Source organism: Gordonia sp. NPDC127522, assembly GCF_042672305.1.
GTDB classification, from domain to species: domain Bacteria; phylum Actinomycetota; class Actinomycetes; order Mycobacteriales; family Mycobacteriaceae; genus Gordonia; species Gordonia hongkongensis.
This window is the reverse complement of record NZ_JBHXVK010000023.1, coordinates 15,354-39,446: the sequence shown is the minus strand read 5'-3', so window position 1 is coordinate 39,446 and position 24,093 is coordinate 15,354. Positions and strand designations below refer to the sequence as shown.

The 24,093-nt window shown below is 66.3% G+C and carries 27 protein-coding genes; 11 read left to right on the top strand and 16 right to left on the bottom strand.

Annotated elements, in window-relative coordinates; genetic code table 11:
- Positions 1-92: 92 nt before the first annotated feature.
- The 3 genes from ACFVHY_RS22655 to ACFVHY_RS22645 all read right to left on the bottom strand — a co-directional run bounded on the left by ACFVHY_RS22655 (position 93) and on the right by ACFVHY_RS22645 (position 3,186).
- A complete protein-coding gene (locus tag ACFVHY_RS22655) occupies positions 93-911 on the bottom strand; it encodes an ABC transporter permease (protein WP_390275591.1) in 819 nt (272 codons plus the stop codon).
- Positions 908-1,684 carry an ABC transporter permease gene (locus tag ACFVHY_RS22650; protein WP_390275596.1) on the bottom strand — a complete coding sequence of 259 codons (777 nt, stop codon included), beginning with the start codon at positions 1,682-1,684 and terminating at the stop codon, positions 908-910. Before ACFVHY_RS22650 ends, ACFVHY_RS22655 begins: the two co-directional genes overlap by 4 nt.
- Before the next feature lie 62 nt (positions 1,685-1,746).
- The gene (locus ACFVHY_RS22645; RefSeq protein WP_390275589.1) at positions 1,747-3,186 is read right to left on the bottom strand and encodes an ATP-binding cassette domain-containing protein; all 1,440 of its coding nucleotides are present in this window, start codon (positions 3,184-3,186) and stop codon (positions 1,747-1,749) included.
- Positions 3,187-3,785: 599 nt separating this feature from the next.
- Here ACFVHY_RS22645 and ACFVHY_RS22640 point away from each other — a divergent pair.
- From ACFVHY_RS22640 to ACFVHY_RS22630, 3 genes are all read left to right on the top strand, one after another.
- Positions 3,786-4,631 (top strand): glycosyltransferase, encoded by an 846-nt coding sequence (locus tag ACFVHY_RS22640; protein ID WP_390275588.1) that lies wholly within the window; start codon positions 3,786-3,788, stop codon positions 4,629-4,631.
- A 462-nt stretch (positions 4,632-5,093) separates the two neighbouring features.
- The gene (locus ACFVHY_RS22635) at positions 5,094-5,591 is read left to right on the top strand and encodes a phosphoribosyltransferase (RefSeq protein ID WP_311277082.1); all 498 of its coding nucleotides are present in this window, start codon (positions 5,094-5,096) and stop codon (positions 5,589-5,591) included.
- A complete protein-coding gene (locus ACFVHY_RS22630; protein WP_390275587.1) occupies positions 5,588-5,968 on the top strand; it encodes a GNAT family N-acetyltransferase in 381 nt (126 codons plus the stop codon). The genes ACFVHY_RS22635 and ACFVHY_RS22630 overlap by 4 nt, the downstream gene beginning before the upstream one ends.
- 2 nt (positions 5,969-5,970) lie before the next feature.
- On the opposite strand, the gene ACFVHY_RS22625 is transcribed toward ACFVHY_RS22630, so the two are convergent.
- The 13 genes from ACFVHY_RS22625 to rpsJ all read right to left on the bottom strand — a co-directional run bounded on the left by ACFVHY_RS22625 (position 5,971) and on the right by rpsJ (position 13,905).
- Positions 5,971-7,074 (bottom strand): hypothetical protein, encoded by a 1,104-nt coding sequence (locus ACFVHY_RS22625; RefSeq protein WP_390275586.1) that lies wholly within the window; start codon positions 7,072-7,074, stop codon positions 5,971-5,973.
- On the bottom strand, positions 7,071-8,390 hold the full coding sequence (locus ACFVHY_RS22620; RefSeq protein WP_390275584.1) for a sensor histidine kinase: 1,320 nt from the start codon (positions 8,388-8,390) through the stop codon (positions 7,071-7,073). The genes ACFVHY_RS22625 and ACFVHY_RS22620 overlap by 4 nt, the downstream gene beginning before the upstream one ends.
- 215 nt (positions 8,391-8,605) lie before the next feature.
- Positions 8,606-8,896, bottom strand: coding sequence for a 30S ribosomal protein S17 (gene rpsQ, locus ACFVHY_RS22615; RefSeq protein ID WP_058252339.1), 291 nt, complete (start codon positions 8,894-8,896; stop codon positions 8,606-8,608).
- Entirely contained in the window at positions 8,893-9,126 is a 234-nt protein-coding gene (gene rpmC / locus ACFVHY_RS22610; protein ID WP_004020547.1) for a 50S ribosomal protein L29, read from the bottom strand. Before rpmC ends, rpsQ begins: the two co-directional genes overlap by 4 nt.
- On the bottom strand, positions 9,126-9,542 hold the full coding sequence (gene rplP / locus ACFVHY_RS22605; RefSeq protein ID WP_004020548.1) for a 50S ribosomal protein L16: 417 nt from the start codon (positions 9,540-9,542) through the stop codon (positions 9,126-9,128). Before rplP ends, rpmC begins: the two co-directional genes overlap by 1 nt.
- 3 nt (positions 9,543-9,545) lie before the next feature.
- The gene (gene rpsC / locus ACFVHY_RS22600) at positions 9,546-10,352 is read right to left on the bottom strand and encodes a 30S ribosomal protein S3 (protein ID WP_004020549.1); all 807 of its coding nucleotides are present in this window, start codon (positions 10,350-10,352) and stop codon (positions 9,546-9,548) included.
- A gap of 2 nt (positions 10,353-10,354) precedes the next feature.
- Entirely contained in the window at positions 10,355-10,765 is a 411-nt protein-coding gene (rplV, locus tag ACFVHY_RS22595; RefSeq protein ID WP_004020550.1) for a 50S ribosomal protein L22, read from the bottom strand.
- Positions 10,765-11,046, bottom strand: a complete 282-nt coding sequence (gene rpsS, locus ACFVHY_RS22590) for a 30S ribosomal protein S19 (RefSeq protein ID WP_004020551.1) — start codon at positions 11,044-11,046, stop codon at positions 10,765-10,767. Before rpsS ends, rplV begins: the two co-directional genes overlap by 1 nt.
- Positions 11,047-11,063: 17 nt before the next feature.
- The gene (gene rplB, locus ACFVHY_RS22585) at positions 11,064-11,900 is read right to left on the bottom strand and encodes a 50S ribosomal protein L2 (protein ID WP_004020552.1); all 837 of its coding nucleotides are present in this window, start codon (positions 11,898-11,900) and stop codon (positions 11,064-11,066) included.
- A gap of 30 nt (positions 11,901-11,930) precedes the next feature.
- Positions 11,931-12,236, bottom strand: coding sequence for a 50S ribosomal protein L23 (gene rplW / locus ACFVHY_RS22580; protein ID WP_058252341.1), 306 nt, complete (start codon positions 12,234-12,236; stop codon positions 11,931-11,933).
- A gap of 1 nt (position 12,237) precedes the next feature.
- Complete coding sequence (gene rplD, locus ACFVHY_RS22575) at positions 12,238-12,927, bottom strand: 50S ribosomal protein L4 (RefSeq protein ID WP_058252342.1); 690 nt, start codon at positions 12,925-12,927, stop codon at positions 12,238-12,240.
- A complete protein-coding gene (gene rplC / locus ACFVHY_RS22570) occupies positions 12,924-13,580 on the bottom strand; it encodes a 50S ribosomal protein L3 (protein ID WP_058252343.1) in 657 nt (218 codons plus the stop codon). Before rplC ends, rplD begins: the two co-directional genes overlap by 4 nt.
- Positions 13,581-13,599: 19 nt before the next feature.
- The gene (rpsJ, locus tag ACFVHY_RS22565) at positions 13,600-13,905 is read right to left on the bottom strand and encodes a 30S ribosomal protein S10 (RefSeq protein WP_003938093.1); all 306 of its coding nucleotides are present in this window, start codon (positions 13,903-13,905) and stop codon (positions 13,600-13,602) included.
- Between the two features lie 405 nt (positions 13,906-14,310).
- Here rpsJ and ACFVHY_RS22560 point away from each other — a divergent pair, with 405 nt between their 5' ends.
- From ACFVHY_RS22560 to ACFVHY_RS22525, 8 genes are all read left to right on the top strand, one after another.
- The gene (locus ACFVHY_RS22560; protein WP_390275580.1) at positions 14,311-14,787 is read left to right on the top strand and encodes a hotdog fold domain-containing protein; all 477 of its coding nucleotides are present in this window, start codon (positions 14,311-14,313) and stop codon (positions 14,785-14,787) included.
- A gap of 121 nt (positions 14,788-14,908) precedes the next feature.
- Positions 14,909-16,708, top strand: coding sequence for an N-acetylglutaminylglutamine amidotransferase (locus ACFVHY_RS22555; RefSeq protein ID WP_390275578.1), 1,800 nt, complete (start codon positions 14,909-14,911; stop codon positions 16,706-16,708).
- Positions 16,705-18,618, top strand: coding sequence for an alpha/beta hydrolase family protein (locus ACFVHY_RS22550; RefSeq protein WP_390275576.1), 1,914 nt, complete (start codon positions 16,705-16,707; stop codon positions 18,616-18,618). The genes ACFVHY_RS22555 and ACFVHY_RS22550 overlap by 4 nt, the downstream gene beginning before the upstream one ends.
- A gap of 8 nt (positions 18,619-18,626) precedes the next feature.
- The gene (locus tag ACFVHY_RS22545; protein WP_390275575.1) at positions 18,627-19,319 is read left to right on the top strand and encodes a GntR family transcriptional regulator; all 693 of its coding nucleotides are present in this window, start codon (positions 18,627-18,629) and stop codon (positions 19,317-19,319) included.
- 122 nt (positions 19,320-19,441) lie between these two features.
- Positions 19,442-21,085 (top strand): NCS1 family nucleobase:cation symporter-1, encoded by a 1,644-nt coding sequence (locus ACFVHY_RS22540; protein WP_390275574.1) that lies wholly within the window; start codon positions 19,442-19,444, stop codon positions 21,083-21,085.
- Positions 21,086-21,223: 138 nt separating this feature from the next.
- Complete coding sequence (locus ACFVHY_RS22535; protein ID WP_390275573.1) at positions 21,224-22,231, top strand: alpha/beta hydrolase; 1,008 nt, start codon at positions 21,224-21,226, stop codon at positions 22,229-22,231.
- A complete protein-coding gene (locus ACFVHY_RS22530) occupies positions 22,228-23,088 on the top strand; it encodes an SDR family NAD(P)-dependent oxidoreductase (RefSeq protein WP_390275571.1) in 861 nt (286 codons plus the stop codon). Before ACFVHY_RS22535 ends, ACFVHY_RS22530 begins: the two co-directional genes overlap by 4 nt.
- A 43-nt stretch (positions 23,089-23,131) precedes the next feature.
- The gene (locus tag ACFVHY_RS22525; protein WP_390275570.1) at positions 23,132-24,091 is read left to right on the top strand and encodes a ferritin-like domain-containing protein; all 960 of its coding nucleotides are present in this window, start codon (positions 23,132-23,134) and stop codon (positions 24,089-24,091) included.
- Positions 24,092-24,093: the final 2 nt, after the last annotated feature.

The following is a 24,093-nucleotide window of genomic DNA, read 5'->3' as shown; positions in this document are numbered from 1 at the left end:
GTCCGATGTCGGCGGTTACGACACTATGGTCTTTTTCCCGTTCCAGAGTGCAGCACCACGCACGAATGGCCCAAGTCGCGTCGAACATCGACTCATCGATCGCGCGCGGCTTTCCGATAGCCGCGCAGCGCGGGATAAACGGATAAAGAGAGAATCACCAAAACCCAGATCGTGACCTTCGTCAGGCTCTCGGTGAGCGGCCCACCTGCCGCGAGACTTCGCATCGCGTCGATCGCAGGTGTCATCGGCTGATTGGCCACTACCGGCTGAAGCCACGACGGATACGCCTCTACCGGCGAGAATCCGGAGTTGAAGAACATCAAAAGGCTGGAGAACAGGCCGAGATATGGCACGAGTGGGGCGCCGGGTCGCGTGTTCACCGCGAGAGCCAGGGTCATACAGGCGAAAGCCGCCCCATACGCCAATGCGACCAGGAAGAGTCCGATCGCCGGACCCAGGCCCTGGGTAAACCGGAACCCGATGAGGTGCCCGGCTGCCAGCAACGCGGCAGTAGTGAACAGAATCCGGATCATCTCAGAGGCTACCCGGGACGTGAGATCCGCCGCGCGGTTGATCGGCAGCACATACAGCCGCGCCAGCAGACCAGTCGATCGTTCACGGTTGAGCCGCGTGGCCGATGCGATGGAACCGAACATCGCCGCGACAAGGATCACCAGGGGGACGGTGCCGTATGCCGAGTTCTGCCCAGTGGCCGCACCGATCGTGTCGCCGAGCACCACTTTGAACATGACCATACTCAACGCGGGGAACAGCAGCGACTGCACGAGCGTCGGCCAATCCCGGAGGTACACCAGAACCTGCCGGCCGATCAGCGGCCGCGTATGCGCCAACCATCCAGAGAACGAGCTCTCCGAAGCCGGGCGAGCTGCCACCGGCGAGTGTGTCGTCATGTCTGAATCCTCCGGTTACCCAGAGCCAGGAGCGCGACCGCGGCGGCGGCCAGCCCCGCGCACCACCAGACCGATGGGCGAAGCAGCTCCCAGGTCGCCACTCCACTGTCAAGCGCTCTCATCGCCGTGGTCAGTTGGGAGATCGGCTGGTTCCGGACGAATGGCTGAATCCATTCGGGGAACTGTGAGAGCGGCACGAACCCGGTCGAGAGCATCCCCAGGATGAGCGTCGGAAGTGCCATTGCCTGGCTCGTCGCCTCAGGTGTGCGGGCCACCAGACCGATACCGTCGGCGAGGAGCGCAATCAGGATGCCGATCAGACCGGTGAGCGCAAACAGCGCGACGGTGTCGACCGGGCCCCCTTGCGGTCGCCATCCGATCACGATGCACGCGACCGCGCCGCACGCCAGCGAGATTGCAAGAAGTGACGCGTTGGTCGCCGTTCGAGCCAGCATCGGGACGGCAGCGGGCATCGGCAGCACGCGGAAGCGGGTGTTGATGCCCTCGGCGCCGTCGAATGCGGCACGCATTGCTGCCGAGGACGCGGCGAAACCGACCGACTGAAGCAGGATGATCGGCATCAGGAACTGCCCGTAGTTCATGCCCGGAGCGGCATCCATGATGTTGCTCAACGGGAGGTAGAAGCAGACGGCGAGGAACATCGGTGAGATGAACGCGAAGACCGCCTCGCCGTTACGGAAGACCTTGGAGACCCCTCGGCCGGTCAGCGCCCACCACTGCTGCACGGGACGCGTTCGTGCGACGGAACCCATTTGCGTCGGATCGATCGGCGAAGGAGTCCCGGTCGCGCCGGCTGTGTCTGGCACACCGACCATCATGGCGACGGTCTCCGGTCGCGCCGGGGATCAGTGAGCGCAAGGAACACCTCGTCCAGAGACGGCCGCCGCATGGCCACGTCCGACAGCTCGATGCCCTCCTCGGAAGTACGCCGGATGACCTCGACGAGAGTCTGCGGTCCACCCGGAGCAGGCACTGCGACCACGTGCAGATCTCCCGTCGACTCGGCGGGCCGTGGATTCAGATCGGCCAGGACGTCGCGCAGGCGGGCGAGATCGAACGCGTGGGAAGGGGTCACCTCGCAGTATGCGGCGCCGATTGATTCTTTGAGCTCGTCGGATGTGCCCTCGGCGATGACGCGTCCCTTATCGATCACCACAATGTTGTCGGAGAGGGTGTCGGCCTCTTCTAGATACTGGGTGGTCAGCAGGATCGTCACACCGGAGCTGCGAAGCGTCTCGACAAGCGACCACACCTCTTGCCGACTGCGCGGATCGAGACCAGTGGTGGGCTCGTCCAGAAACACGACTTTCGGTGACGTCACCAGCCCGCAGGCGATGTCGATGCGCCGACGCATGCCGCCGGAATACTTGCCGACCTTCTTCGAGCCGGCATCCACCAAAGAGAACGTGTCGAGCAGCTCGTCCGCCCGGGTGCGGGCAGCCTTCTTGGACAAGCCGAGCAAGCGACCGAACAGGATGAGGTTTTCCCGGCCGGTGAGCGATTCGTCCAGCGCTGCGAACTGGCCGGTCAACATGATGGAACGGCGGACCGCCGCCGCCTCGTGCTGTACGTCGTGGCCATTCACCGACGCGGATCCGCTGTCCGGCTTGAGAAGGGTGCACAGCATGTTGACAGTGGTGGTCTTACCGGCGCCGTTGGGCCCCAGGATGGCGACGATGGTGCCCGGAGCTACGGAGAAGCTCACGTCTTCGACTGCCACAGTGTCTTTGAATCGCTTCTGCAGGTTGGTTGCCTGGATGACAGGCCGATCTGACGCCGGGCGCTCGACACCGGGGACGATCGCGCTCAGGTCGGCCGTGGGTGGGGCCGTTGACAGTGCAACGCTGCCGTTCGGTGGCAATTTCGCACCATTGAAACCGAGGGCAGATGCGGCTTTCGGGGATGGCCCGCCAGCCAGCGGGCCATCGAGCCGGGCTGGCGACACCGACGGGTTCGTGACGAATCTAGACCGCTCTGTGGCCTCGAAGTGAGTGGTCGGTTCGGCTGACTCGCGCGTGTCCGACCCAGACCTCGGCGGGGAGAGATGCGGCGCAATCCGCGCCGCGTCACCCGGACGGTCTTGCTGAATGACTTCTGCATCATCACTAGAAGGATCGCCGTGCCTCGACCGCTCGTCTCTCCATTGACGCAACTTCTCCGCCACCGGGTCCGGCACAGCAAACGGGTCGGACCCACCTTCCGTTCGCTGATGCCGCGGCCTGTATGTCTCAACCGGCTCTGTGGCCTCGGGCATGACTTCCTAACGCTCGCACGGACTGATCATCAGGACACCCACAACTATGATCGCTGGCTACCCCAGACTAACCACTAGCGAATGGAGTACCGAGGTAAGACACAAGACCGACGCGCATCCATACGATCTTGCCAGCGAGCACGGCTCGGACGCCTGTCCGAAGATCGCAGCGGCACCGCCACCTCGTTACAAGAGTTGTGCACCCGCGACCTCTTGCCCTGCACAGTCGTAGTCGGCGAGGTTTGGCAGATCGCCGGGCTATTGGCCCTGGTCCATCCCATGTGTGTGGAGATTCGCACTCGAATATTGAACGGCCCCCACGGCCGCTGTACATTCGCTTCCCTCACTCTCGTGGCCTTCAGATTGCCGGCCCTGAGATCTCGGAGCGGATCATCGGTGATCTCCGCGCGGGCGGCCGGTAGCGTCTGACGTCGGACAGACGTCACAGACCTGGGCTCCACTGCGACTAGAACACCGATTCGATGCGCCTGAAGCCGCCCACGACTCGACGCTTCAGACCGCCGTGTCTACTGTCTGAGCGTTCGGCGGACGTTACGCTCACAGCACACCTTGGACAACGTCCCGACGATGGAGAAGATATGCGGGTCAGTATCGTCATCCCAGTCTTCAATGAAGAGGCCGCAATTCGCGATTGTCTGTCGTGCATCGTGAACCAAACCGTTCCGGTTCACGAGTGCGTGATCGTAGACAACAACTCAACGGATCACACACTCGAAGTAGTCAAAGAGTTCGCGCAACTATTACCGTTGGTCATAAGATCAGAAGACCGACAAGGCGTTGCGTGGGCACGACAAAACGGCATGTCGGCGGCCTCCGGGGATCTGCTGGGTCAGATTGACGCCGATTCCCGTCTCGAATCGGACTGGGTAGAGGCCGCCTCGAAGTACATGTCCGCCAATCCGGACGTAAGTGGCGCCAACGGTCCATTCTATTTCTTTGATTCTCCGTTCACACCGAAGGCGCGCGCCGCAGTCCGTGCGGCATCCAGCAAGTACGAACTCCGAGACGTCGGCCGTGCGTCGGGCCTATCAGGCGGAAACTCAGTCGTCCGGCGCGAGGCGTGGCACGCCGCGAGCCGACACTTGATAAATGCCCCGGGAACTCACGAAGACGTAGACCTTTCTTATGCGCTCAAGCGGTCGGGAGCAGACATCCGGCAGCTTCCGGCGATGATCGTCTCCATCTCGACGCGCCGCTATCGAGCATCACTGGTTTCGAACTGGAAGTACCTGAGAGCGACGATACGCACCCAGCGCGTACACGGGGACGTCCGGGCGGCAATGTTTCAGACTCTTGTTCTCCCCATCAACCTCGTGCAGTTCTCGATCGCGGGCGTCATCTTCCGGAGTTACGATTCAGACTCGGGGCGCTGGCGCCTGTTTGGTCGACAACGACGAGAACGGACATCGCCCGTCACCGAGTAATTCCCGCAATTGTTGCGCTCCGCTTCAGAACCTCTCACGTTTGAGAGGTCCGCGGGACACCCCGAGCGCCAGTCTTGTCGAGACCTGAGCACCCGCCTCACCACCGGCAAGCGTGCGCCGACGCTGAAGCTGCACCACGAAACATTCGGTCGTCGTCTGTATGTTCCGCGTCTGATCCCACGGAAACAAGAGCTGTCGCATCCGAGGTGGATGTGCGCACGCGGCAACACCTGTTGATTGGCGGTGCCCAGGTCCGTCGATTCTTTTCGAGATCAGTTGTGAATCTGCAGGCCCAAATCAGACTCGGCCGGCGATCGTCACGATGTATACGACAGCGTGAAGATCCGTTTTCGGATGGAAGAGACGGGCGGGGCTGGTTCCCTCTACCGGCGTCGGGGCCAGTCGCCGTCGCGTATCCACTCCGACACCCCCTGCCGAACAGACTCTGGAAGAGTGTCTCCCATGACCACTCCATCTCCCGAGCGCGAGGTGCTCACCTGGGAGCTCAACGGCGTCGCCTGCCGTGAACTCGCCGAGCAGGTGGCCGCCGACGCGTTCGTCCCGGACATCATCCTCGGCATCGCCCGCGGCGGCCTGATCCCGGCCGGCGCCCTCGCCTACGCCCTGGACTGCAAGCTGATGATCTCGTTGAACGTCGAGTTCTACACCGGCGTCGGCGAGACACTGTCCGAACCGGTGATGCTGCCCTCGCTCCTGGAGTCGAGCGGTCTGACCGACCAGCGGGTGCTCGTCGTCGACGACGTGGCCGACACCGGCAAGACCCTCAAACTGGTCAACGATTTCTGCCAGGAGCAGGGACGGGTCGCCGAGGTCCGCAACGCCGTGCTCTACAAGAAGCCGCACACCATCACGATCCCCGACTACAGCTGGCGGACCACCGACAAGTGGATCGACTTCCCCTGGTCCGTGCACGGCCCGATCGTGGCGGTGCAGCGATGACCGCGGACAAGACCGGCGCCGAGACCACGGTCGGCGACAACCCCGCCGAACGCCGCTACGACATCCACGTCGACGCGCCCGGTGGTGAGGCACTGGCCGGCTTCGCCGAGTACCGCGACCGGGCCTCCGGGACCGACGACGCTCCGACGACCGAGCGGGTGTTCTTCCACACCGAGGTCGACCCGGCGTTCGGCGGACGCGGTCTCGCGACGATCCTGGTGCGCGAAGCCCTCGACGACGCCCGCGCACGCAACCTCACGATCGTCGGCGTGTGCCCGCTGGTGGCCGCATTTCTGAAAAAGCACCCGGAATATGCCGACGCGACCGCTCCGGTGACGCCGGCCGTCCTCGAGTGGTTACGCAACGACGGCGCCTGACATCACCGACCCGACGCGGGCGTCCCCTGCTCGGTGGCACCGACGAGGATGACCCGTCGATCGAACTCGATGCGGTCGGTCCGTCGGTCGGAGTCCACTCCGACCGACGCGAGCACATCGCGCCCCGGTGGTTGGATGCGTACCGTCACGCGGCCGTCCTCGACCTCGTCCAGCAGCTCGGCGACCGCGTTCGCCAGCCGTTCGCGCGCCACGTCCGCGTACGCGTCGTCGAGCTCGGCCAGCCCGCCGTCGTCGAGCAGAACGACGCGCACACCCCGCTGACGCGCCCGCCACGCCGCGTCCCGGACCATCGGGAGGTCGAGCCCGGAGGCACGGATGCCGTCGCGCAACTGCGCCTCGAGCAGTCGGGCCGTGGCCACCTCGTCGGCGGTGAAGGTCTCCCGGCGCGCGATGCGTGTGAGGACGGGGCGTGCGCGTTCGTCGAGAGCGGCGAGACGTCGGTCCCGCACCTCGGTGGCCGCCGCGGCTGCGGCGTCGAGCGCCACCTGGCGCTCGTTGGCCTCGCGTAGTTCGTAGATGGTGCGGGCCATCGGGCGCAGCATGACGGAGAACAGCGACCCCATGATCATGATCGCGTATCCCGGCAGGGTGATCGACAGTCCCCACACCGCTCCCGCGGTCGAGACGGCGCCCCACACGCCCGCGATGACGCTGATGCAACCGCTCGCGAGCCACGCCGCCAGGGGACGACCGCGCACCGCGACGAAGGCCAGGATGATCACCGATGCCCCTATCGGCGGCCCGGTCTGCATCACGTGCGACGGCGGCGACGGCAACGAGAACAGCGTCACGGCCACGGCCGAGACTGTCATCGCGGCGATGACGGAGGTCGTCGAACCGGGCAGCGGATCCCCGGGCGAATCGAGGATCGTCATCCCGGCCACGACGAACAACACGAAACCGGCGAACACCCCGGTCCACTGCCACCACCCGGTGATGGACGAGTCGGCATAGAGCGTCACGGCGAAGTAGCCACACGCGAACGCGCCCATCATCAGCCACAGGGGCCGCGACCCGATGCCGAACGCATTGACGACCTCGCCGCGTTCGGCGTCGTCGACGCCGCGAGAACACTCTCGTCTCACGGCCGCACCCATCGGATCTGGACCGTGGTCCCCCGCCCGGCGCGACTGTGCACCCGCGCGTGGCCGCCGGGCAGCCTCGCGAGACGACCGCGGATGCTCACCGCGATTCCCAGCCGGCCGACCGCCACCGACTCCGGATCGAACCCGACGCCGTCGTCGACGACCGCCATGCTCAGCGCGTCGGGAGCCAACTGCACGATGACGGCGCATTCGGCATCGTCCCCGGCGTGGCGCAGCACGTTCCGCAACGACTCCGACATCGCCTCGACGACCGCGTCGAGGACCTCGACGGGATACGAGGCCGCCTCGGCGCGCGAGTCGTCCACGCCGTCCTGGTCACCGGGGTCCGGGTCACCGGGGTCCTGGCCATCGGGGTCCTGGTCATCGGTGTTCTGGCCACCCACGACCGCCACGTCGAAACGTTCGGAGATGTCGGCGGCGGCCGACCTGATGCGCCGGACCACCTCGACATCCGTCACGGTGTCCGCATCCCCGGGTCCCGGTACCCGGGCGAGTTCGTCGAGGGCCGACGCGGCCTGGGCGGCGAGCCGCTCATCGGGACGCCCCGGCCGGACGGCCAGGAGTGAGGCGATGACCCGGTCGTGCACGATGGCATCGAACCGCTCCTTCTCCACCTCGCGGGCCGACGCCGCGGCCACGCTGGCCGCGGTGCGGTAGGTCTCCTCACGCGTCTCGTCGAGCTCACGGCCGGTGCGGGTCGCGACCATCACGACCGCGAGGAACACACCGGTGAACACCAGCGACCACAGGATCTCCACGGGCGCATCGGAAGTCACCTCACCGAACCGGCCGAGCTGCTGGGAGATGTGCGCGAGTGTCGACGACACGAGCAGACCCGCCACCGCGAGACGCGGCCGCACGAGCATCAGCACCATGCTCGGCATACCGCAGAAGGCGACCATCCACTGCGCCGAGTCGTCGGGATTCGTCAGGGTCTGCCCGTTCCAGGCCACGAACCACAGACCCAGGCCGAGGATGTACCCGGCCCAGCTCGTGAGGGCGAGCGGGGTGAGCCACGCCGTGCCCGGTCGAAAGGTCGCCGCGATCAACAGGATTCCCGGTCCGACCGACAGCAGGATGCTCAGCGGTGGCCACCAGGTGTCGGTCAGCGGCGCCGAGGCGAGGATCGACGCGGCGGAGACCACGGGGTAACCGATGAAACCCAGGCCCAGGAAGCGGGCGCCCACCCGGCGGACGCGGTCCAGATCCGGCTCCGCCGAATCCGATTCGAATGCGCGCCGCACCCAGGCGGGTCGTGCGGGGGTGTCGCCGCTCGCGAGATCGGTGGTGGGCATCGCATCTCAGCCTCACACCGTCCGGCTCGACCGGTCAATCCCCTGTTGAGACCAACCCTTCGTGACGCTCCTCCGCAAGCTCCGGAGCTCCTCAGGGATCGGAAGCACACACTCCTCCCCAACGCTCCCGGAGCTCCTCAGGGATCGGACAGACGAAACCGGCCCGCTCCATGTGGGGAACGGGCCGGTGACGGTAGAACTCGTTGGGAGAAGCCTTACTTGGCCTTCTCCAGCACCTCGACGAGACGCCAGTGCTTGGTCGCCGACAGCGGGCGGGTCTCCATGATCCGCACGCGGTCACCGACGCCGGCATCGCCGTTCTCGTCGTGGGCCTTGACCTTGCTCGTGGTCCGGATGATCTTGCCGTAGAGCGGGTGGCTCTTACGATCTTCCAGCTCGACCACGATGGTCTTCTGCATCTTGTCGCTGACCACGTAGCCGATGCGCTCCTTGCGGCGTGCGCGCACCTCGGTCTGGGTTTCGGTCACCTTCTGGTCCTCACTCATGCGTCATCACCATCCGGTCCGGACGCCAGGCCCAGCTCCCGCTCGCGCATCACGGTGTAGATACGCGCGATCTCGCGACGCACGGTCCGCAGGCGACGGTTGTTGTCGAGCTGGCCGGTGGCCATCTGGAACCGAAGGTTGAACAGTTCTTCCTTCGACTCTTTCAGGCGATCGACCAGATCAGCGTCGTTGAGCTCACGAAGCTCGTTCGCAGCAACTCCGAGTGCCATCAGAACTGCTCCTCTCTGGTCACGATCCTGGTCTTGATGGGGAGCTTGTGCTGCGCGCGACGCAGGGCCTCGCGAGCGATCTCCTCATTCGGGTAGGTCATCTCGAACAGCACGCGACCCGGCTTGACCGGGGCGACCCACCACTCGGGCGAACCCTTACCCGAACCCATGCGGGTCTCGGCCGGCTTCTTGGTGAGCGGGCGGTCCGGGAAGATGTTGATCCAGACCTTGCCGCCACGCTTGATGTGCCGGTTGATCGCGATACGAGCGGACTCGATCTGACGGTTGGTGATGTACGCGCCTTCCAGAGCCTGGATGCCGTAATCGCCGAACGTCACCTTGGTGCCGCCCTTGGCCTGCCCCTTGAGGCTGGGGTGGTGCTGCTTGCGGTGCTTGACCCGACGTGGGATCAACATGGCCTAGCCCTCCTGCTTCTCAGCCGCACCAGCGGTGGCCTCGGCGGGAGCGGCCTCGGCCGCGCGAGCGGCGTCGGTGCTCGTCGCAGTGGTGCCCGAGGCACCGCTACGCCGGGGCCGGCTGGGCCGGCGCGGACGGCGATCCTCGGCTGCCGGAGCGGCCGCGGCCAGCTCACGACGTCCACCGACGATGTCGCCCTTGTAGATCCACACCTTCACGCCGATCCGGCCGAAGGTGGTCTTGGCTTCGTAGAGTCCGTAGTCGATGTCGGCGCGCAGCGTGTGCAGCGGCACGCGACCCTCGCGGTAGAACTCACTGCGGCTCATCTCAGCGCCGCCCAGACGACCCGAGCACTGGACCCGGATGCCCTTCACGTTCGGCTGACGCATCGCCGACTGGATCGCCTTGCGCATCGCGCGGCGGAACGCCACACGGTTGCTCAGCTGCTCGGCGACGCCCTGGGCCACCAGCTGCGCCTCGGACTCGGCGTTCTTGACCTCGAGGATGTTCAGCTGGACCTGCTTACCGGTCAGCTTCTCCAGGTCGCCGCGGATGCGATCGGCCTCGGCGCCACGGCGACCGATGACGATGCCCGGACGCGCGGTGTGGATGTCGACGCGAACCCGGTCACGGGTGCGCTCGATCTCCACCTTCGCGATGCCGGCCCGCTCGAGCCCCGTGGAGAGGAGCTTGCGGATGGCGACATCCTCTTTGACGTAGTCCGCGTACTGCTTGTCGGCGTACCACCGCGACTTCCAGTCGGTGGTGATGCCCAGACGGAAGCCGTGCGGGTTGATTTTCTGGCCCACTACTAGGCTCCCTTCTTCTTCGGCTGACGCGAACGGCCACGGCCCCCGGCTGCCTTCTCCGGCAGGCTCTCCACGACCACGGTGATGTGGCTGGTGCGCTTGCGGATACGGAACGCACGACCCTGCGCGCGCGGCTGGAAGCGCTTGAGGGTCGGACCCTCGTCGGCGAACGCGGTGGCGACGACCAGGGTCCGGCGATCCAGATCCAGGTTGTTCTCCGCGTTGGCCACGGCACTCGCCAGGACCTTGTACACGGGCTCGGACGCCGACTGCGGTGCGAACCGCAGGATGTCGAGGGCCTCGTCCACGTTCTTGCCGCGGACCAGGTCCAGGACACGACGCGCCTTCATCGGCGTGACGCGCACGAACTTGGCGGTCGCCTTTGCTGTCGGATTATCGGTCTGCGTAGTCATTACCGGCGCTTCGCTTTCCGGTCATCCTTGATGTGACCCTTGAAGGTACGGGTGGGGGCGAACTCGCCCAGCTTGTGCCCGACCATCGAATCCGAGATGAACACCGGCACGTGCTTGCGGCCGTCGTGGACGGCGAAGGTGTGACCGATGAAGTCGGGAATGATGGTCGAACGACGGGACCAGGTCTTGATGACCTGCTTGGTGCCCTTCTCGTTCTGGACGTCCACCTTCTTCAGGAGGTGGTCGTCGACGAACGGGCCCTTCTTGAGGCTGCGTGGCATTCTCTTACCTCCTCCTGTTATCGCTTGTTCTTGCCGGTACGACGGCGGCGGACGATCAGCTTGTCGCTGGCCTTGTTCTTGCGGGTACGGCCCTCGGGCTTGCCCCACGGGCTGACCGGGTGGCGACCACCGGAGGTCTTGCCCTCACCACCACCGTGCGGGTGGTCGACCGGGTTCATGACCACACCACGGACGGTCGGGCGCTTGCCCTTCCACCGCATACGGCCGGCCTTGCCCCAGTTGATGTTGCTCTGCTCGGCGTTGCCCACCTCGCCGACGGTGGCGCGGCAGCGCACGTCGACGCGACGGATCTCGCCGGAGGGCATACGCAGGGTGGCGTAGGTGCCTTCCTTGCCCAGCAGCTGGATCGACGATCCCGCGCTGCGGGCCATCTTCGCGCCGCCACCCGGACGCAGCTCCACGGCGTGGACCTGGGTACCGGTCGGGATGTTGCGCAGCGGCAGGTTGTTGCCGGGCTTGATGTCGGCGGTCGAGCCGCTCTCGACGACGTCGCCCTGCTTCAGGCCCTTGGGCGCGATGATGTAGCGCTTCTCGCCGTCGACGTAGTGCAGCAACGCGATCCGCGCGGTGCGGTTGGGGTCGTACTCGATGTGAGCGACCTTGGCGTTGATGCCGTCCTTGTCGTTGCGACGGAAGTCGATCAGACGGTAGGCGCGCTTGTGGCCGCCACCCTTGTGACGAGTGGTGATGCGGCCGTGAGCGTTTCGGCCACCACGCCCGTGCAGCGGACGCACCAGCGACTTCTCCGGGTGGTCACGGGTGACCTCGGCGAAGTCGGAGCCGCTGGCCCCGCGACGACCCGGGGTCGTCGGCTTGTACTTACGAATAGCCATGAGTCTCTAGTCCTTCTCTGGGCGCCCCGGTCAGCTGACCGAGCCCCCGAAGATCTCGATGGGCTTGCTGTCTGCGGTCAGCGACACGATGGCGCGCTTGGTGGACTTGCGCTGGCCGTAGCCGGTGCGGGTCCGCTTGCGCTTGCCCTGTCGGTTCGCGGTGTTGACGCTGGCAACGCTGACACCGAAGATCTTCTCGATCGCGATCTTGATCTCGGTCTTGTTGGACTCCGGGTGAACCAGGAAGGTGTACACGTTGTCCTCCATGAGCCCGTAGGACTTCTCCGAGATCACGGGCGCCAGGATGATGTCGCGCGGGTCGGCAACGGTCGCCATGTCAGGCCTCCTCTGCTGTCTTCTCGACGGCAGCCTTGGCATCCGCCGTGTTCTGCTCGATGAAGGCATTGAGCGTCTCGACGCTGAACACCACCTCGTCCGAATCCAGGACGTCGTAGGTGTTGAGCTGATCCGGCGCGATCGGCAGCACGTTCTGCAGGTTCGCGACACTCAGCCACGCCGTCAGGTCCTCGCGGCCGAGCACGACCAGGAACTTGCGGCGATCGGAGAGGCTCTCCAGGAACTGACGCGCCGACTTGGTCGAGGGCTTCTGCCCGGAGACCAGTTCGGTGATCACGTGGATGCGCTCGTTACGAGCGCGGTCGCTCAGCGCACCGCGCAGTGCGGCCGCCTTCATCTTCTTGGGGGTGCGCTGGCTGTAGTCGCGCGGCTGCGGGCCGTGGACGGTGCCACCGCCGGCGAACTGCGGGGCGCGGGTCGAACCCTGACGCGCACGGCCGGTGCCCTTCTGGCGGTACGGCTTGGCGCCACCGCCGCGGACCTCGCCGCGGGTCTTGGTGGAGTGCGTGCCCTGGCGTGCCGCGGCCTGCTGGGCCACGACGACCTGATGCATCAGCGCGATGTTGGCCGGGGCGTCGAAGAGCGCGGCGGGCAGGTCAACGGTTCCGTTGGTCTTGCCGTCGGCGGTCTTGACGTCCAGCGTCAGCTTGGTAGCCGTCTCGGTGCTCATTTGGCACCACCCTTCACTGCGTCGCGAACCATCACGATGCCGCCCTTGCGACCCGGGATCGCTCCCTTGATCAGCAGGAGACCGGCCTCGGCGTCCACCTTGTGGACGGTGAGGTTCTGCGTGGTCACCTTGTCGTTACCCATGCGGCCTGCCATGCGCATGCCCTTGAACACGCGGCCCGGGGTGGCGCAGCCACCGATCGAACCCGGAGCGCGGTGCACGCGGTGGGCACCGTGGCTGGCGCCCAGACCGGCGAAGCCGTGGCGCTTCATGACGCCGGCGAAGCCCTTGCCCTTGGAGGTGCCGGTGACGTCGACCAGCGCGCCGTCGGCGAAGATCTCGGCGGTCAGTTCCTGACCGACCTCGAACTCGGCGACGTCGTTGACGCGGATCTCGGCCAGGTGGCGGCGCGGGGTGACCCCGGCCTTGCCGAACTGACCGGCGACCGGCTTGGTCACCTTGCGGGGATCGACGGCGCCGTAGGCGAGCTGGACGGCCGTGTAGCCGTCACGGTCCGCGGTGCGGAGCTGGGTGATCACGTTCGGGCCGGCCTGGATGACAGTCACCGGGACGACGCGGTTGTTCTCGTCGAAGACCTGGGTCATGCCGAGCTTGGTGCCCAGGATGCCCTTGGTCGAACTCTGATTGCTCATGTGTTATCTCGCCCCCGTCCTACTGGATGTTGACGTCGACGCTGGCCGGCAGGTCGATGCGCATGAGCGCGTCGACCGTCTTCGGTGTCGGGTCGAGGATGTCGATGAGTCGCTTGTGGGTACGCATCTCGAAGTGTTCGCGGCTGTCCTTGTACTTGTGCGGCGAACGGATGACGCAGTACACGTTCTTCTCGGTGGGCAATGGCACCGGGCCGACGACGCGTGCCCCGGTACGGGTCACGGTCTCCACGATCTTGCGCGCCGAAGCGTCGATCGCCTCGTGGTCGTAGGCCTTGAGCCTGATGCGGATCTTTTGTCCCGCCACGCTGTGTCCTCTTCCGTCAGTTGTTCTCGACAGACAAACACCGCGTGATCTGGACCGACCTCTCGCCGACTGAGCACATGACCACCGTGTGAGATACGGCAATCGACGCTGTTCATCTGTCGTTGTACGTTGGCTCGCACCTGGTACGAGCCGGTTTGCTCCGGCACCCGCGGTCGGGCGTGTCGGGACCGTGAACCGATATCGGGGCACGCGTTACACGCCCAGTCCCCGTAGACCGGGCCTGGGAGTCATTCACCTGATCGCGACCGCGGGTCTGGCACATGGCACAACCTGCGTCCGCCGGTCAAGGCAACCCGAACAGTATGCATCAGGTCGGGAGCACGATCAAATCAGCGCCGGCGACCGTCGGCCGAACCTTACCTGACCGATGAGTAAGATACCGCCATGAGTTCCACGAACCCCACCTTCGCCCTGCGCAAGAAGCTGCCCGCCAATCCGCTGGGCAACGTCCTCTTCTCACTCGGCATGGTCGCGAAGGTCCCGTACTTCGGCACCGTCCTGCCCCTGGTGCAGGAGATGGAGCCCGGCTACTGCAAGGTCACCGCGCCCAACTGGTTCGGCGTCCACAACCACATCGGTACCTTCCACGCGATCGCGGCGTGCAACCTGGCCGAGGCCGCGATGGGGATGCTGATGGAGGCCACCACGCCCACCACCCACCGTTGGATTCCCAAGGCGATGCAGACCAGCTATCTGACGAAGGCAACGACGCGCCTGACCGCCGAGGCGCGACTGGCCGACCCCGTCGACTTCGACGCGATCACCGCCGGCACCGACGTCACCGTGTCGGTGAGCATCGTCGACACCGAGGGCGTCGAGGTCGTGCACTGCGACATCACCACCTGGGTGACGCCGAAGTAGCCGCCCTGCCCGGGGTGCCGTCCCGACCGGCTGCTCCTAGGGTGGGAGGATGCCTCCGCCCGGGGCACCAGGGCACCATCGGCACCGGAGTACGACAGCTAACGAGGAGGACCAGCGACCCATGTGCGGAATCTGCGGCGAGATCCGATTCGACGGGACGGCTCCGGATGTCTCGGCGGTCGACGCCATGACCTGCGAGATGACGCGTCGCGGCCCTGACGGCTCGGGTGTCTTCTCGAAAGGTGCTGTGGCGCTAGGTCATCGGCGCCTGAAGATCATCGACCTGACCGAGAAGGGCAGTCAGCCGATGATCGACCCGGCACTCGGCCTGGCACTGGTCTTCAACGGCTGCATCTACAACCACCACGAACTGCGCGCCGAACTCGAGGGCAAGGGTTACTCGTTCTTCTCCCACGCCGACAGCGAGGTCATCCTCAAGGCGTTCCATGCCTGGGGCCCCGACTGCGTGGACCATTTCATGGGCATGTTCGCGTTCGCCGTCGTCGACACCGACACCGGCGTGGTCACCCTGGGACGCGACCGGCTCGGCATCAAACCGCTCTACCTGGCCGACACCCCCGGTCGACTCCGGTTCGCGTCGTCGGTGCAGGCACTCCTGCGCGCCGGCGACGTCGACACCTCGATCGACCGGGTGGCGTTGCACCACTACTTCAGCTTCCATGCCGTCGTCCCGGCACCGCACACCATCTACAACGGCATCCGCAAGCTGCCGCCGGCCACCGTCATGACCATCCAGCCCGACGGACGCCGCACCGAACGCCGTTACTGGGAACCGGCTTTCGAACCGCATCCCGACCGTCGGGACTGGGACGAGAAGCGATGGCAGCACGAGCTGCTCGACTCGCTGCGGACGTCCGTGCGCCGGCGCATGGTCGCCGACGTCCCGGTCGGCGTGCTGCTGTCCGGGGGCGTCGACTCCTCACTGGTGGTCGCGCTGCTCGCCGAACAGGGCCAGACCGACCTCGCGACCTTCAGCATCGGATTCGATTCCGCGGCCGGGGAGTCGGGGGACGAGTACGCCTACTCCGACCTCATCGCCGACACCTTCGGTACCGACCATCACAAGATCCACATCGGGACCGACCGGTTGCTGCCCGCGATCCCGGACACGATCGCGGCGATGGGCGAACCGATGGTCAGCCACGACTGCGTCGCGTTCTATCTCCTGTCGCAGGAGGTCAGCAAGTCCATCAAGGTGGTCCAGTCCGGTCAGGGCGCCGACGAGATCCTCGGCGGGTACAGCTGGTATCCCCCGCTGCTGGACGTGACCCGGGAAAAGACGACGCGCGCGTACGCCGACGCGTTCTTCGACCGCGACGATGTCGACATCCGCGGCATCCTCGCCGACGACTACCTCACCGAGGCCGGTTACGACCCCAGCTTCGAATTCGCCTGGGCCCACCAGTCCGCACCGGGCGCGGCCACCGCCGTCGACGCCGCCCTCCGCCTGGACACGACCGTCATGCTCGTCGACGACCCGGTCAAACGCGTCGACACCATGACGATGGCATGGGGCCTGGAGGCCCGCGTCCCGTTCCTCGACCACGAGTTCGTCGAACTGGCCGCCACGTGTCCCCCCGATCTCAAACTGGCACACGGCGGCAAGGGTGTCCTCAAGGAGGCGAGCCGGGCACTACTGCCGTCGGCGGTCATCGATCGCACGAAGGGGTACTTCCCGGTGCCGGGAATCCGCCATCTGACCGGCGACGTCCTCGATCTCGTGTCGGACACCCTGCGGTCGAAGGCGGCCCGCGACCGCGGCCTGTACCGGCCCGCGGCCCTCGACCGACTGTTCGCCGACCCCAACGGGATCCGCACGAGACTCGACGGCAACGAGCTGTGGCAGGTCGCCCTGCTGGAGATGTGGTTGCAGACGATGGAAGCGAACGCCCGACGGTGACCGCTCTGCGTTTCGACGACCGCGGCTGGAAGACCTACGGCGCCTCGCTCTCCCCCGACGGGAGTGCCTTCGCCTACATCGTCGACGAGGGCACCGGTTATCCGCGGGCCGCGCAGCGATCGCTCTCGCGGGACGGCGTCGGCGAGTTGCGCTGGGTGCAGCTCCGATCCACCGGTCCGGTCCGAAAGGTGGTGCACTCCACCGACGGTCGCTGGCTCGCAGTGGAGATCGCGCCGAGCGGCGGTGAGCACCACCAGGTGTGGGTCGTCACCACCGATCCCGACGACGACACCGCCCATCGCATCGCCGCGACGCGCCCCGACGGGCGATCGTTCGGCACGGTGGGCCTGGTCGGCTGGGACACCGACTGGGTCCTGATCACCGCCATCGATCAGGACGGCACCTCCCACGCGCTCCGCGTGCATCCGGGGACAGGGACGACACTCACCCTCGATCAGCGCGTGGGCAGCGTGCTGATCGACTCGTGGAAGGGTGCCACCCTCGTCCGGGTAGGCCCGCGTGGCTATCACGACATGCTGCTGTTGCGCCGCCATCCCGAGTCGGGTGACGACGAGATCACGATGACCCCGCTGCTGCCACAGGATCCGGGCGCGGTCACCGACCAGGGTTATCTCCTCGACCAGGGTTTCGATCACTCATCCCTGGTGTTCGTCCCCGCCCCGAACGAACCGGCGCGCGACCTCGACAGTGTCCAGGCGCTGGTGCGCAGCGATTTCGACGCCAAGTTCCCGCGGCTTCTGGGAGTCGAGGTCAGCAAGTTCGGCGTGCGCTTCCGGGTGATGGCCCAGCGCGTCGACATCGGGCTCGACGAGTTCGCGGTCAGCCACGACCAGTCGACCGTCGCCCTGCTGTGGAATGTGCGGGGCTGCAGCGAGTTGCAGATCCTGACTCTGCCCGATCAGACTCTGCACCCGCCCATCGACCTGCCCGGCGAGGTGGCCTCCGACCTGTCCATCAGTGCCGCGGGGTCGGTCGTGGCGGTGACGGTGTCGAGCCCGCAGCACTCCCCCCTCGTCCATCTCGTGGATGTCGCCAACCGGCAGGTGTTCCCGGTCCGCGACGACGTCGTCGCCGGCGAGGGTCCCTCGTGTCTGCTCCGGCCCGAACTGATGGAGTTCTCGGCGCGCGACGGTATGCCGTTGTCCGGCTTCCTGTTCCGCGCCAAGCGGGCCGCGGGCACGGCCGTGCCCGGCCCCACCCTGCTCTACTTCCACGGCGGACCGGAGGGACAGTCGCGCCCGGACTACCAGTTCCTGTTCGGTCCCCTCGTCGACGCCGGGATCACGGTCTTCGCCGCGAACGTCCGCGGGTCGTTGGGATACGGCCGGTTGTTCGCGCACGCCGACGACCGATACGGACGGTATGCCGGGATCGACGACGCCGCGGACTGTGCCGAGTTCCTGTGTCGACAGGGCATCGCCGACCCCGACGCGGTCTACTGCTCCGGCCGTTCGTACGGCGGTTATCTGACCCTGGCTTGCCTGACCTTCCATCCCGACCTGTTCGCAGCCGGGATCGCCATCTGCGGCATGAGCGACCTGGAGTCGTTCTTCCGCAACACCGAACCGTGGATCGCGGTGGCGGCCTACACCAAGTACGGACATCCGGAGTTCGACCGGGAACTCCTCGCCGACCTGTCGCCGATCCACCGGATCGACGCGGTGCGCGCGCCGCTGCTCGTCGTCCACGGAGCGCACGACACCAACGTGCCGGTGAGCGAGTCGCAACAGATCGTCGCCGAACTCCAGGCACGCGGCGCCGTGGCCGAGATGCTGATGTTCGACGACGAGGGTCACGAGATCGTCAAGCGGCACAATCAGCATCGGCTCACCGAGGCGGTCGCCGACTGGATCGCGCGTCACCCGTCCCGGACCCGGTCATCTCGATGAACAGGCGGATGACCGACCGTCTGCTCGCCCAGCTCGCCGAGACGCGCTCGGCCAACACACGCGCGAATGTGCTCGAGGAACTACGTCGCCTGATCCTGTCCGGTGGCGCGCCGCCGGGGACCCAACTCCCGCCGGGCGAGATCGCCGACGCCTTCGATGTCAGTCCGATCCCGGTCCGCGAAGCCCTGAAGACGCTGGTCGGCGAAGGCCTGGTGGTGCACCGTCCCGGAGTGGGGTACCGGGTGAGTCAGCTGTCCACCGAGGAGCTCCGCGAGATCTACTTCGTCCGAGGCACTCTCGAACAAGCAGCACTCGCCCGGTCGGTCGGCCTGATCGACGAGTCCGCGCTGGAGACCGCACACGCACGCCACATCGAGCTGCTCGCGGCGGTGAAGTACAACGACGGCAAGGCTTTTCACGACATCTCCCGCGAGTTCCATCGCGCTCTCACCGAGCCGTGCGCGATGCCGCGGCTGCTCAACATGTTCGAGGCGACCTGGAATCTCACCGAGCCGTTCCAGGTGATGAGATCGGTGACCGCCGAGACCCAGCAGGCACTCAACACCGACCACGCCGACCTGCTCGCGGCGTTCCGCGACCGAGACACCGCATCGGTCCTCGACGTCGCACACCGTCACCACCAGCGCCTCGAGAGCGCGGTCATCGAGACCGCCGCACTCCTCGACGTCCGCCACGACTGAGCCCCGGCGAAATATATCTGCCCGTTCATCGCGGGGTAACAATCCGTTCTTACATTTCTCCCATCAGCGTGCGCCCGTACGACATCCGACCCCGGCCGCTGACCAGGACCAGGAGAACGCCAATGTCCACACCACCCTCCGGGACGCCCGGACCGCAGGTACCCGCGGCTACGTCTCACACCGGCGCCGCCGGTGAGAGCGTCATCAAGTCCACCTACGACGAACGGCTCACCAACACCGATCTCGCGCCACTGAAGGAACAGAAGTGGACGTGGTACAACATCTTCGCCTTCTGGATGTCCGACGTGCACAGCGTCGGCGGCTACGTGTTCGCGGGCAGCCTCTTCGCGCTGGGCATCGCGGCCTGGCAGGTGCTGGTGGCGCTCGTGGTGGGCATCGTGGCCGTCAACATCCTGTGCAACCTGGTCGCGAAGCCCTCCCAGATGGCGGGCGTTCCCTACCCGGTGACGACCCGGGTCTCGTTCGGCGTCAAGGGCGCCAACATCCCGGCGATCATCCGCGGCGTGATCGCGGTCGTCTGGTACGGCATCCAGACCTACCTCGCCTCAGTCGCTTTCGGCCTCCTGGCGCTGAAGTTCTGGCCCGGACTCGAGCCCTGGGGCGATGTCGAACAGCGTGGTTTCCTCGGCTTGTCCGCGCTCGGCTGGGCGGGTTTCATCCTGATGTGGATCCTGCAGGCGTTCGTGTTCTGGAACGGCATGGAGACCATCCGGAAGTTCATCGACTTCTGCGGTCCCGCAGTGTATGTCGTCATGATCGCGCTGGCGGCCTACCTTGTCGTCGAGGCCGGTTGGGACAACGTGAGTCTCGACCTGTCGGTCGGCGACGGACTCTCCGGATGGTCGTCGTTCACGATGATGATCAGCGCGATCGCACTCGTGGTCTCCTACTTCTCGGGTCCGATGCTCAACTTCGGTGACTTCTCGCGTTACGGGCGCACTTTCGGCGAGGTCAAGAAGGGCAACTTCTGGGGCCTACCGGTCAACTTCCTCTTCTTCTCACTCCTCGTGGTGTGCACGGTCTCGGCGGCGGTCACGGTCATCGGGACCGACGAGGACGGCAACATCATCACCGATCCGGTGCACATCGTCGATCGCATCGACAACACGACCGCCGCGGTGCTGGGCGTGCTCACCTTCGCCATCGCCACGATCGGGATCAACATCGTCGCGAACTTCGTCTCGCCGGCGTTCGACTTCTCGAATGTCGCGCCCACCAAGATCAGCTGGCGAACCGGCGGCATGATCGCAGCGGTCGGCTCGGTGCTCATCACGCCGTGGAACCTCTTCAACAATCCGACCGCGATCCACTACACGATGGACACCCTCGGCGCGGTCATCGGTCCGCTGTTCGGCATCCTGATTGCCGATTTCTACCTCGTCAAGAAGCAGAAAATCGAGGTGGACGAGCTCTTCACGATGAGGCCCGAGGGCGCGTACTGGTACCGCAACGGCTGGAACCCGGTTGCCGTCGGCGCCACCGCCATCGCGTCGATCCTCCCGATCGGTGTCGTCATCTTCGGCACCGTGTATCAGGCCAGCTTCACGTGGTTCATCGGCGCGGGCATGGGCATGCTCCTCTACTGGCTCGGGATGAAGTTCGTGCCGACCCACCTGATCTACGGACCCGCGGCGCTCGCACGCATGACCGATGACATCCAAGTGATGTCGGCGGAGCCCGGGGCCGCGGGAACGCCGACCACGGAATCCGCGTCCTCCGTGCCCGAGGGCAGCACCCGGAACTGACGGGCGGTGAACCACCGGGCCGCGCGAGCATCTCGCGCGGCCCGGTCCGCTGTGTGTGCAGCTTCCGAACCCGCCGCCCGCACCTGACGCATCCATTGTGCCATTGACAAATGGCACGGTTGCTGATGGTGTGAGTTGATGCACACCAGCGCGACCACGACGCCGCTCCCGACCCGCGCATCGGCACGGGCCACCGTGACCGCCCATGCGACGAGGTGGGGGCTCGGCACGTTCACCGGCGCGATTCCATTGAATCCGCTGGGCATCCGACTCTCGCGCGGTCTCATCGCCGCGATCATGTGCACGCTCGGACGTACGCCATCCGGAACAACCGTGCATCCGGTCCGTGAGAACGGCATTCGCGGCGAGTGGGTTCTCGGACCTAATGTCCGACGGGGGCGCCGCGCGATCTACTACATCCACGGCAGCGCGTACAGCATCTGCTCGGCTCGCACACATCGCTCGCTGGCCGCGCGGCTCTCCCATGCGACCGGGCTACCGGTGTTCGTCGTCGACTACCGCCTGGCTCCCGAGCACCGATTCCCCACCGCCGCCGAGGACGTCGCCGACGGTTTCGACTGGCTGCTCCGCCAGGGCTTCCTTCCTGCCGACATCGTGGTCGCCGGCGACTCCGCCGGCGGTCATCTGGCCTGCGATCTGACCCTCCGGCGCGCGTACGGCGGCGCCGCCCAACCCGCCGCGGTCGTGGTGTTCTCCCCGCTCATCGACCTCACCTTCGAGCTGGCGCGCACCCAGGAACGCATCCGGCGCGACCCGGCGATCACGGCTGCGACTGCCGCCCGTCTGGTGGCGCTCTACACCCGCGACGTTGCCGCCGACGACCCGCGAGTCGCGTTGGATTTCGCTGCGGCACGGCACCTTCCACCGTTCCTCATCCAGGCGGGCGGCGCCGAGATGCTCAGCGCCGACGCCCGCCACCTGCACGAGCAACTCCGCGCACACGGCGGTGACAGCCGGCTGGAGATCTGGCCGGGCCTGATGCACGTCTTCCAGGCCCTCCCCCGACTCGGCCCCGAGGCCGACGCCGCACTGCGGCGGGTGGCGCAGTTCCTGGGCGACCAGGCGGCGAACCGGCCGTCTCCGGCGACGGTCCCGGCTTCGCCCACCGAGGCGGACGCGTCATGATCACCGCGGTCGACGGAATCCGGCGCCGGTTCCTCCGGAATCCGGTGTCGCAGAACGCTCGCGCGCTCGTCACCGGTGCCGGGAGCGGGATCGGCCGTGCGTTCGCGCTCGAACTCGGCCGGCGCGGAGGCGAGGTGATCTGCGCCGACATCGACGAGCAACGCGCCGAGGAGACCGCATCGCTCGTCACCGCCGGGACCGGCCGGGCGGCCCATGCGTTCACCTGCGATGTCGCCGACCGCGCCGCGATGGGCTCGCTCGCGGCGTTCACCCGCGACACCTTCGACGGTCCACCGACTCTCGTCGTCAACAACGCCGGGGTCGGCATCGGGGGCCGCCCGGTCGGCGACATCGGGTTCGACGACTGGGACTGGACGCTCGGGATCAACCTCTGGGGTGTGGTGCACGGGTGCGAACTCTTCGCGCCGATGTTGCGCGAAGCGGGCCGCGGCGGGATCATCAACGTCGCGTCGGCCGCGGGTTTCGCCGCTGCGCCGGTGATGGCGCCCTACAACGTGTCGAAGGCCGGCGTGGTCTCGCTGAGCGAGACACTCGCCGCCGAGCTGGCCTCCGCCGGCGTCGGTGTCACGGTTCTGTGCCCCACGTTCGTCAAGACCAACGTGGCTCTCGACGGTCGGATCACTTCGGACGCACAGGATCTCGCCGGGACGCTGATGCGCTGGACCGGGGTGTCCCCGGCCGGCGTGGCCGCAGCGACACTCGACGCCCACGATCTAGGACGTCTCTACGTCCTGCCGCAACTGGACGCTCGCGTGATCTGGCATCTCAAACGACACTTCCCGGCGTCCTACGTCCGCGGACTCGGACTCCTCAACCGCCTCCTGCCGTCGTCCTGACCCGGCGACCTCAGCCCACCGACCACTCGAAAGGACCACTCTCATGGCCATCGACCTCGACAACATGCTGCAGAAGATCAAGGACCGTCAATGGGCCCTGATCGACATCGATTGGGACGCACCGGGCGCCGAGCTCATCGACCCCGACCTCCATGCCAAGCTCAAGCCCTTCATGAGTGACCTGATGTGGATCGAGAACGTCGGCGCACGAGGCTTCGCGGCCATGGCCAAGAAGGCGCCGACCCCGACGCTGAAGAGCATCTACGAACACTTCCACGCCGAGGAACAGAAGCATGCCAATGCCGAACTGGCACTGATGCGCCGGTGGGGCATGCTCGACGGCGCCGGGAGCGGAGCGAGCGGGCCGCACGCAACAGGCGACGAGATCCCGTCACCGAATGTCAACGTGCAGCTGGTGATCAACTGGCTCGACCGACACTCCGACGACATGTCCCTGTCCTTTCTGGGAACCGTGATCCCGATGCTCGAGGTCGCGCTCGACGGCGCGCTGATCAAGTTCATCACCGACGAGGTCAAGGACCCGGTGGCCCAGGAGGTGTTCAGACGGATCAACTCCGATGAATCGCGGCACCTCGCAGTCGACTTCGAGGTGATGGAGATCCTCGGACACGCGGGGTTGCGCAGACGGACGATCGATTTCGTCGGCGGGTGGGTCAAGCCGACCTTCCTGATCGGGGCTCTCAGTTATGTCCCGCTCCTGAACAAGATGCGCGACAACATCGTCGCGATGGGGGTCGACGAGGAACGGTTGTACAGCGCGATGAAGCGCTACCGGGCGGTGGGTGATCGAAGTGAGTACGTGCGGCGCCTGCCCATGTTCCAGGTGGTCGCGTACCACGGTGCGGCGGTGATCAATCGAGGCAACGTGCCCTACCACCTGTTCGCCGACTCGATGGTGAAGCTCACCGATCGCATCCCGTTCGGCCTGGTCCACCGAACACCCACGTGGTCGCAGGAACTCACCTACGAGCCGACGGCCTGAGG

Excerpts from the sequence above, each read along its gene's own strand:
- ACFVHY_RS22560 (WP_390275580.1), top strand. The coding sequence starts at position 14,311 with ATGAGTTCCACGAACCCCACCTTCGCCCTGCGCAAGAAGCTGCCCGCC.
- ACFVHY_RS22530 (WP_390275571.1), top strand. The coding sequence starts at position 22,228 with ATGATCACCGCGGTCGACGGAATCCGGCGCCGGTTCCTCCGGAATCCG.
- rpmC (WP_004020547.1), bottom strand. The coding sequence starts at position 9,126 with ATGGCACTCGGAGTTGCTGCGAACGAGCTTCGTGAGCTCAACGACGCT.
- ACFVHY_RS22555 (WP_390275578.1), top strand. The coding sequence starts at position 14,909 with ATGTGCGGAATCTGCGGCGAGATCCGATTCGACGGGACGGCTCCGGAT.
- rplD (WP_058252342.1), bottom strand. The coding sequence starts at position 12,927 with ATGAGCACCGAGACGGCTACCAAGCTGACGCTGGACGTCAAGACCGCC.
- ACFVHY_RS22620 (WP_390275584.1), bottom strand. The coding sequence starts at position 8,390 with ATGCCCACCACCGATCTCGCGAGCGGCGACACCCCCGCACGACCCGCC.
- ACFVHY_RS22640 (WP_390275588.1), top strand. The coding sequence starts at position 3,786 with ATGCGGGTCAGTATCGTCATCCCAGTCTTCAATGAAGAGGCCGCAATT.
- rpsS (WP_004020551.1), bottom strand. The coding sequence starts at position 11,046 with ATGCCACGCAGCCTCAAGAAGGGCCCGTTCGTCGACGACCACCTCCTG.
- rplC (WP_058252343.1), bottom strand. The coding sequence starts at position 13,580 with ATGAGCAATCAGAGTTCGACCAAGGGCATCCTGGGCACCAAGCTCGGC.
- rplV (WP_004020550.1), bottom strand. The coding sequence starts at position 10,765 with ATGACTACGCAGACCGATAATCCGACAGCAAAGGCGACCGCCAAGTTC.
- ACFVHY_RS22630 (WP_390275587.1), top strand. The coding sequence starts at position 5,588 with ATGACCGCGGACAAGACCGGCGCCGAGACCACGGTCGGCGACAACCCC.
- rplP (WP_004020548.1), bottom strand. The coding sequence starts at position 9,542 with ATGTTGATCCCACGTCGGGTCAAGCACCGCAAGCAGCACCACCCCAGC.
- rpsQ (WP_058252339.1), bottom strand. The coding sequence starts at position 8,896 with ATGAGTGAGGACCAGAAGGTGACCGAAACCCAGACCGAGGTGCGCGCA.
- ACFVHY_RS22645 (WP_390275589.1), bottom strand. The coding sequence starts at position 3,186 with ATGCCCGAGGCCACAGAGCCGGTTGAGACATACAGGCCGCGGCATCAG.
- rplW (WP_058252341.1), bottom strand. The coding sequence starts at position 12,236 with ATGGCGACCGTTGCCGACCCGCGCGACATCATCCTGGCGCCCGTGATC.
- ACFVHY_RS22545 (WP_390275575.1), top strand. The coding sequence starts at position 18,627 with ATGACCGACCGTCTGCTCGCCCAGCTCGCCGAGACGCGCTCGGCCAAC.
- ACFVHY_RS22540 (WP_390275574.1), top strand. The coding sequence starts at position 19,442 with ATGTCCACACCACCCTCCGGGACGCCCGGACCGCAGGTACCCGCGGCT.
- ACFVHY_RS22650 (WP_390275596.1), bottom strand. The coding sequence starts at position 1,684 with ATGGGTTCCGTCGCACGAACGCGTCCCGTGCAGCAGTGGTGGGCGCTG.
- ACFVHY_RS22635 (WP_311277082.1), top strand. The coding sequence starts at position 5,094 with ATGACCACTCCATCTCCCGAGCGCGAGGTGCTCACCTGGGAGCTCAAC.
- ACFVHY_RS22535 (WP_390275573.1), top strand. The coding sequence starts at position 21,224 with ATGCACACCAGCGCGACCACGACGCCGCTCCCGACCCGCGCATCGGCA.
- ACFVHY_RS22525 (WP_390275570.1), top strand. The coding sequence starts at position 23,132 with ATGGCCATCGACCTCGACAACATGCTGCAGAAGATCAAGGACCGTCAA.
- ACFVHY_RS22655 (WP_390275591.1), bottom strand. The coding sequence starts at position 911 with ATGACGACACACTCGCCGGTGGCAGCTCGCCCGGCTTCGGAGAGCTCG.
- rplB (WP_004020552.1), bottom strand. The coding sequence starts at position 11,900 with ATGGCTATTCGTAAGTACAAGCCGACGACCCCGGGTCGTCGCGGGGCC.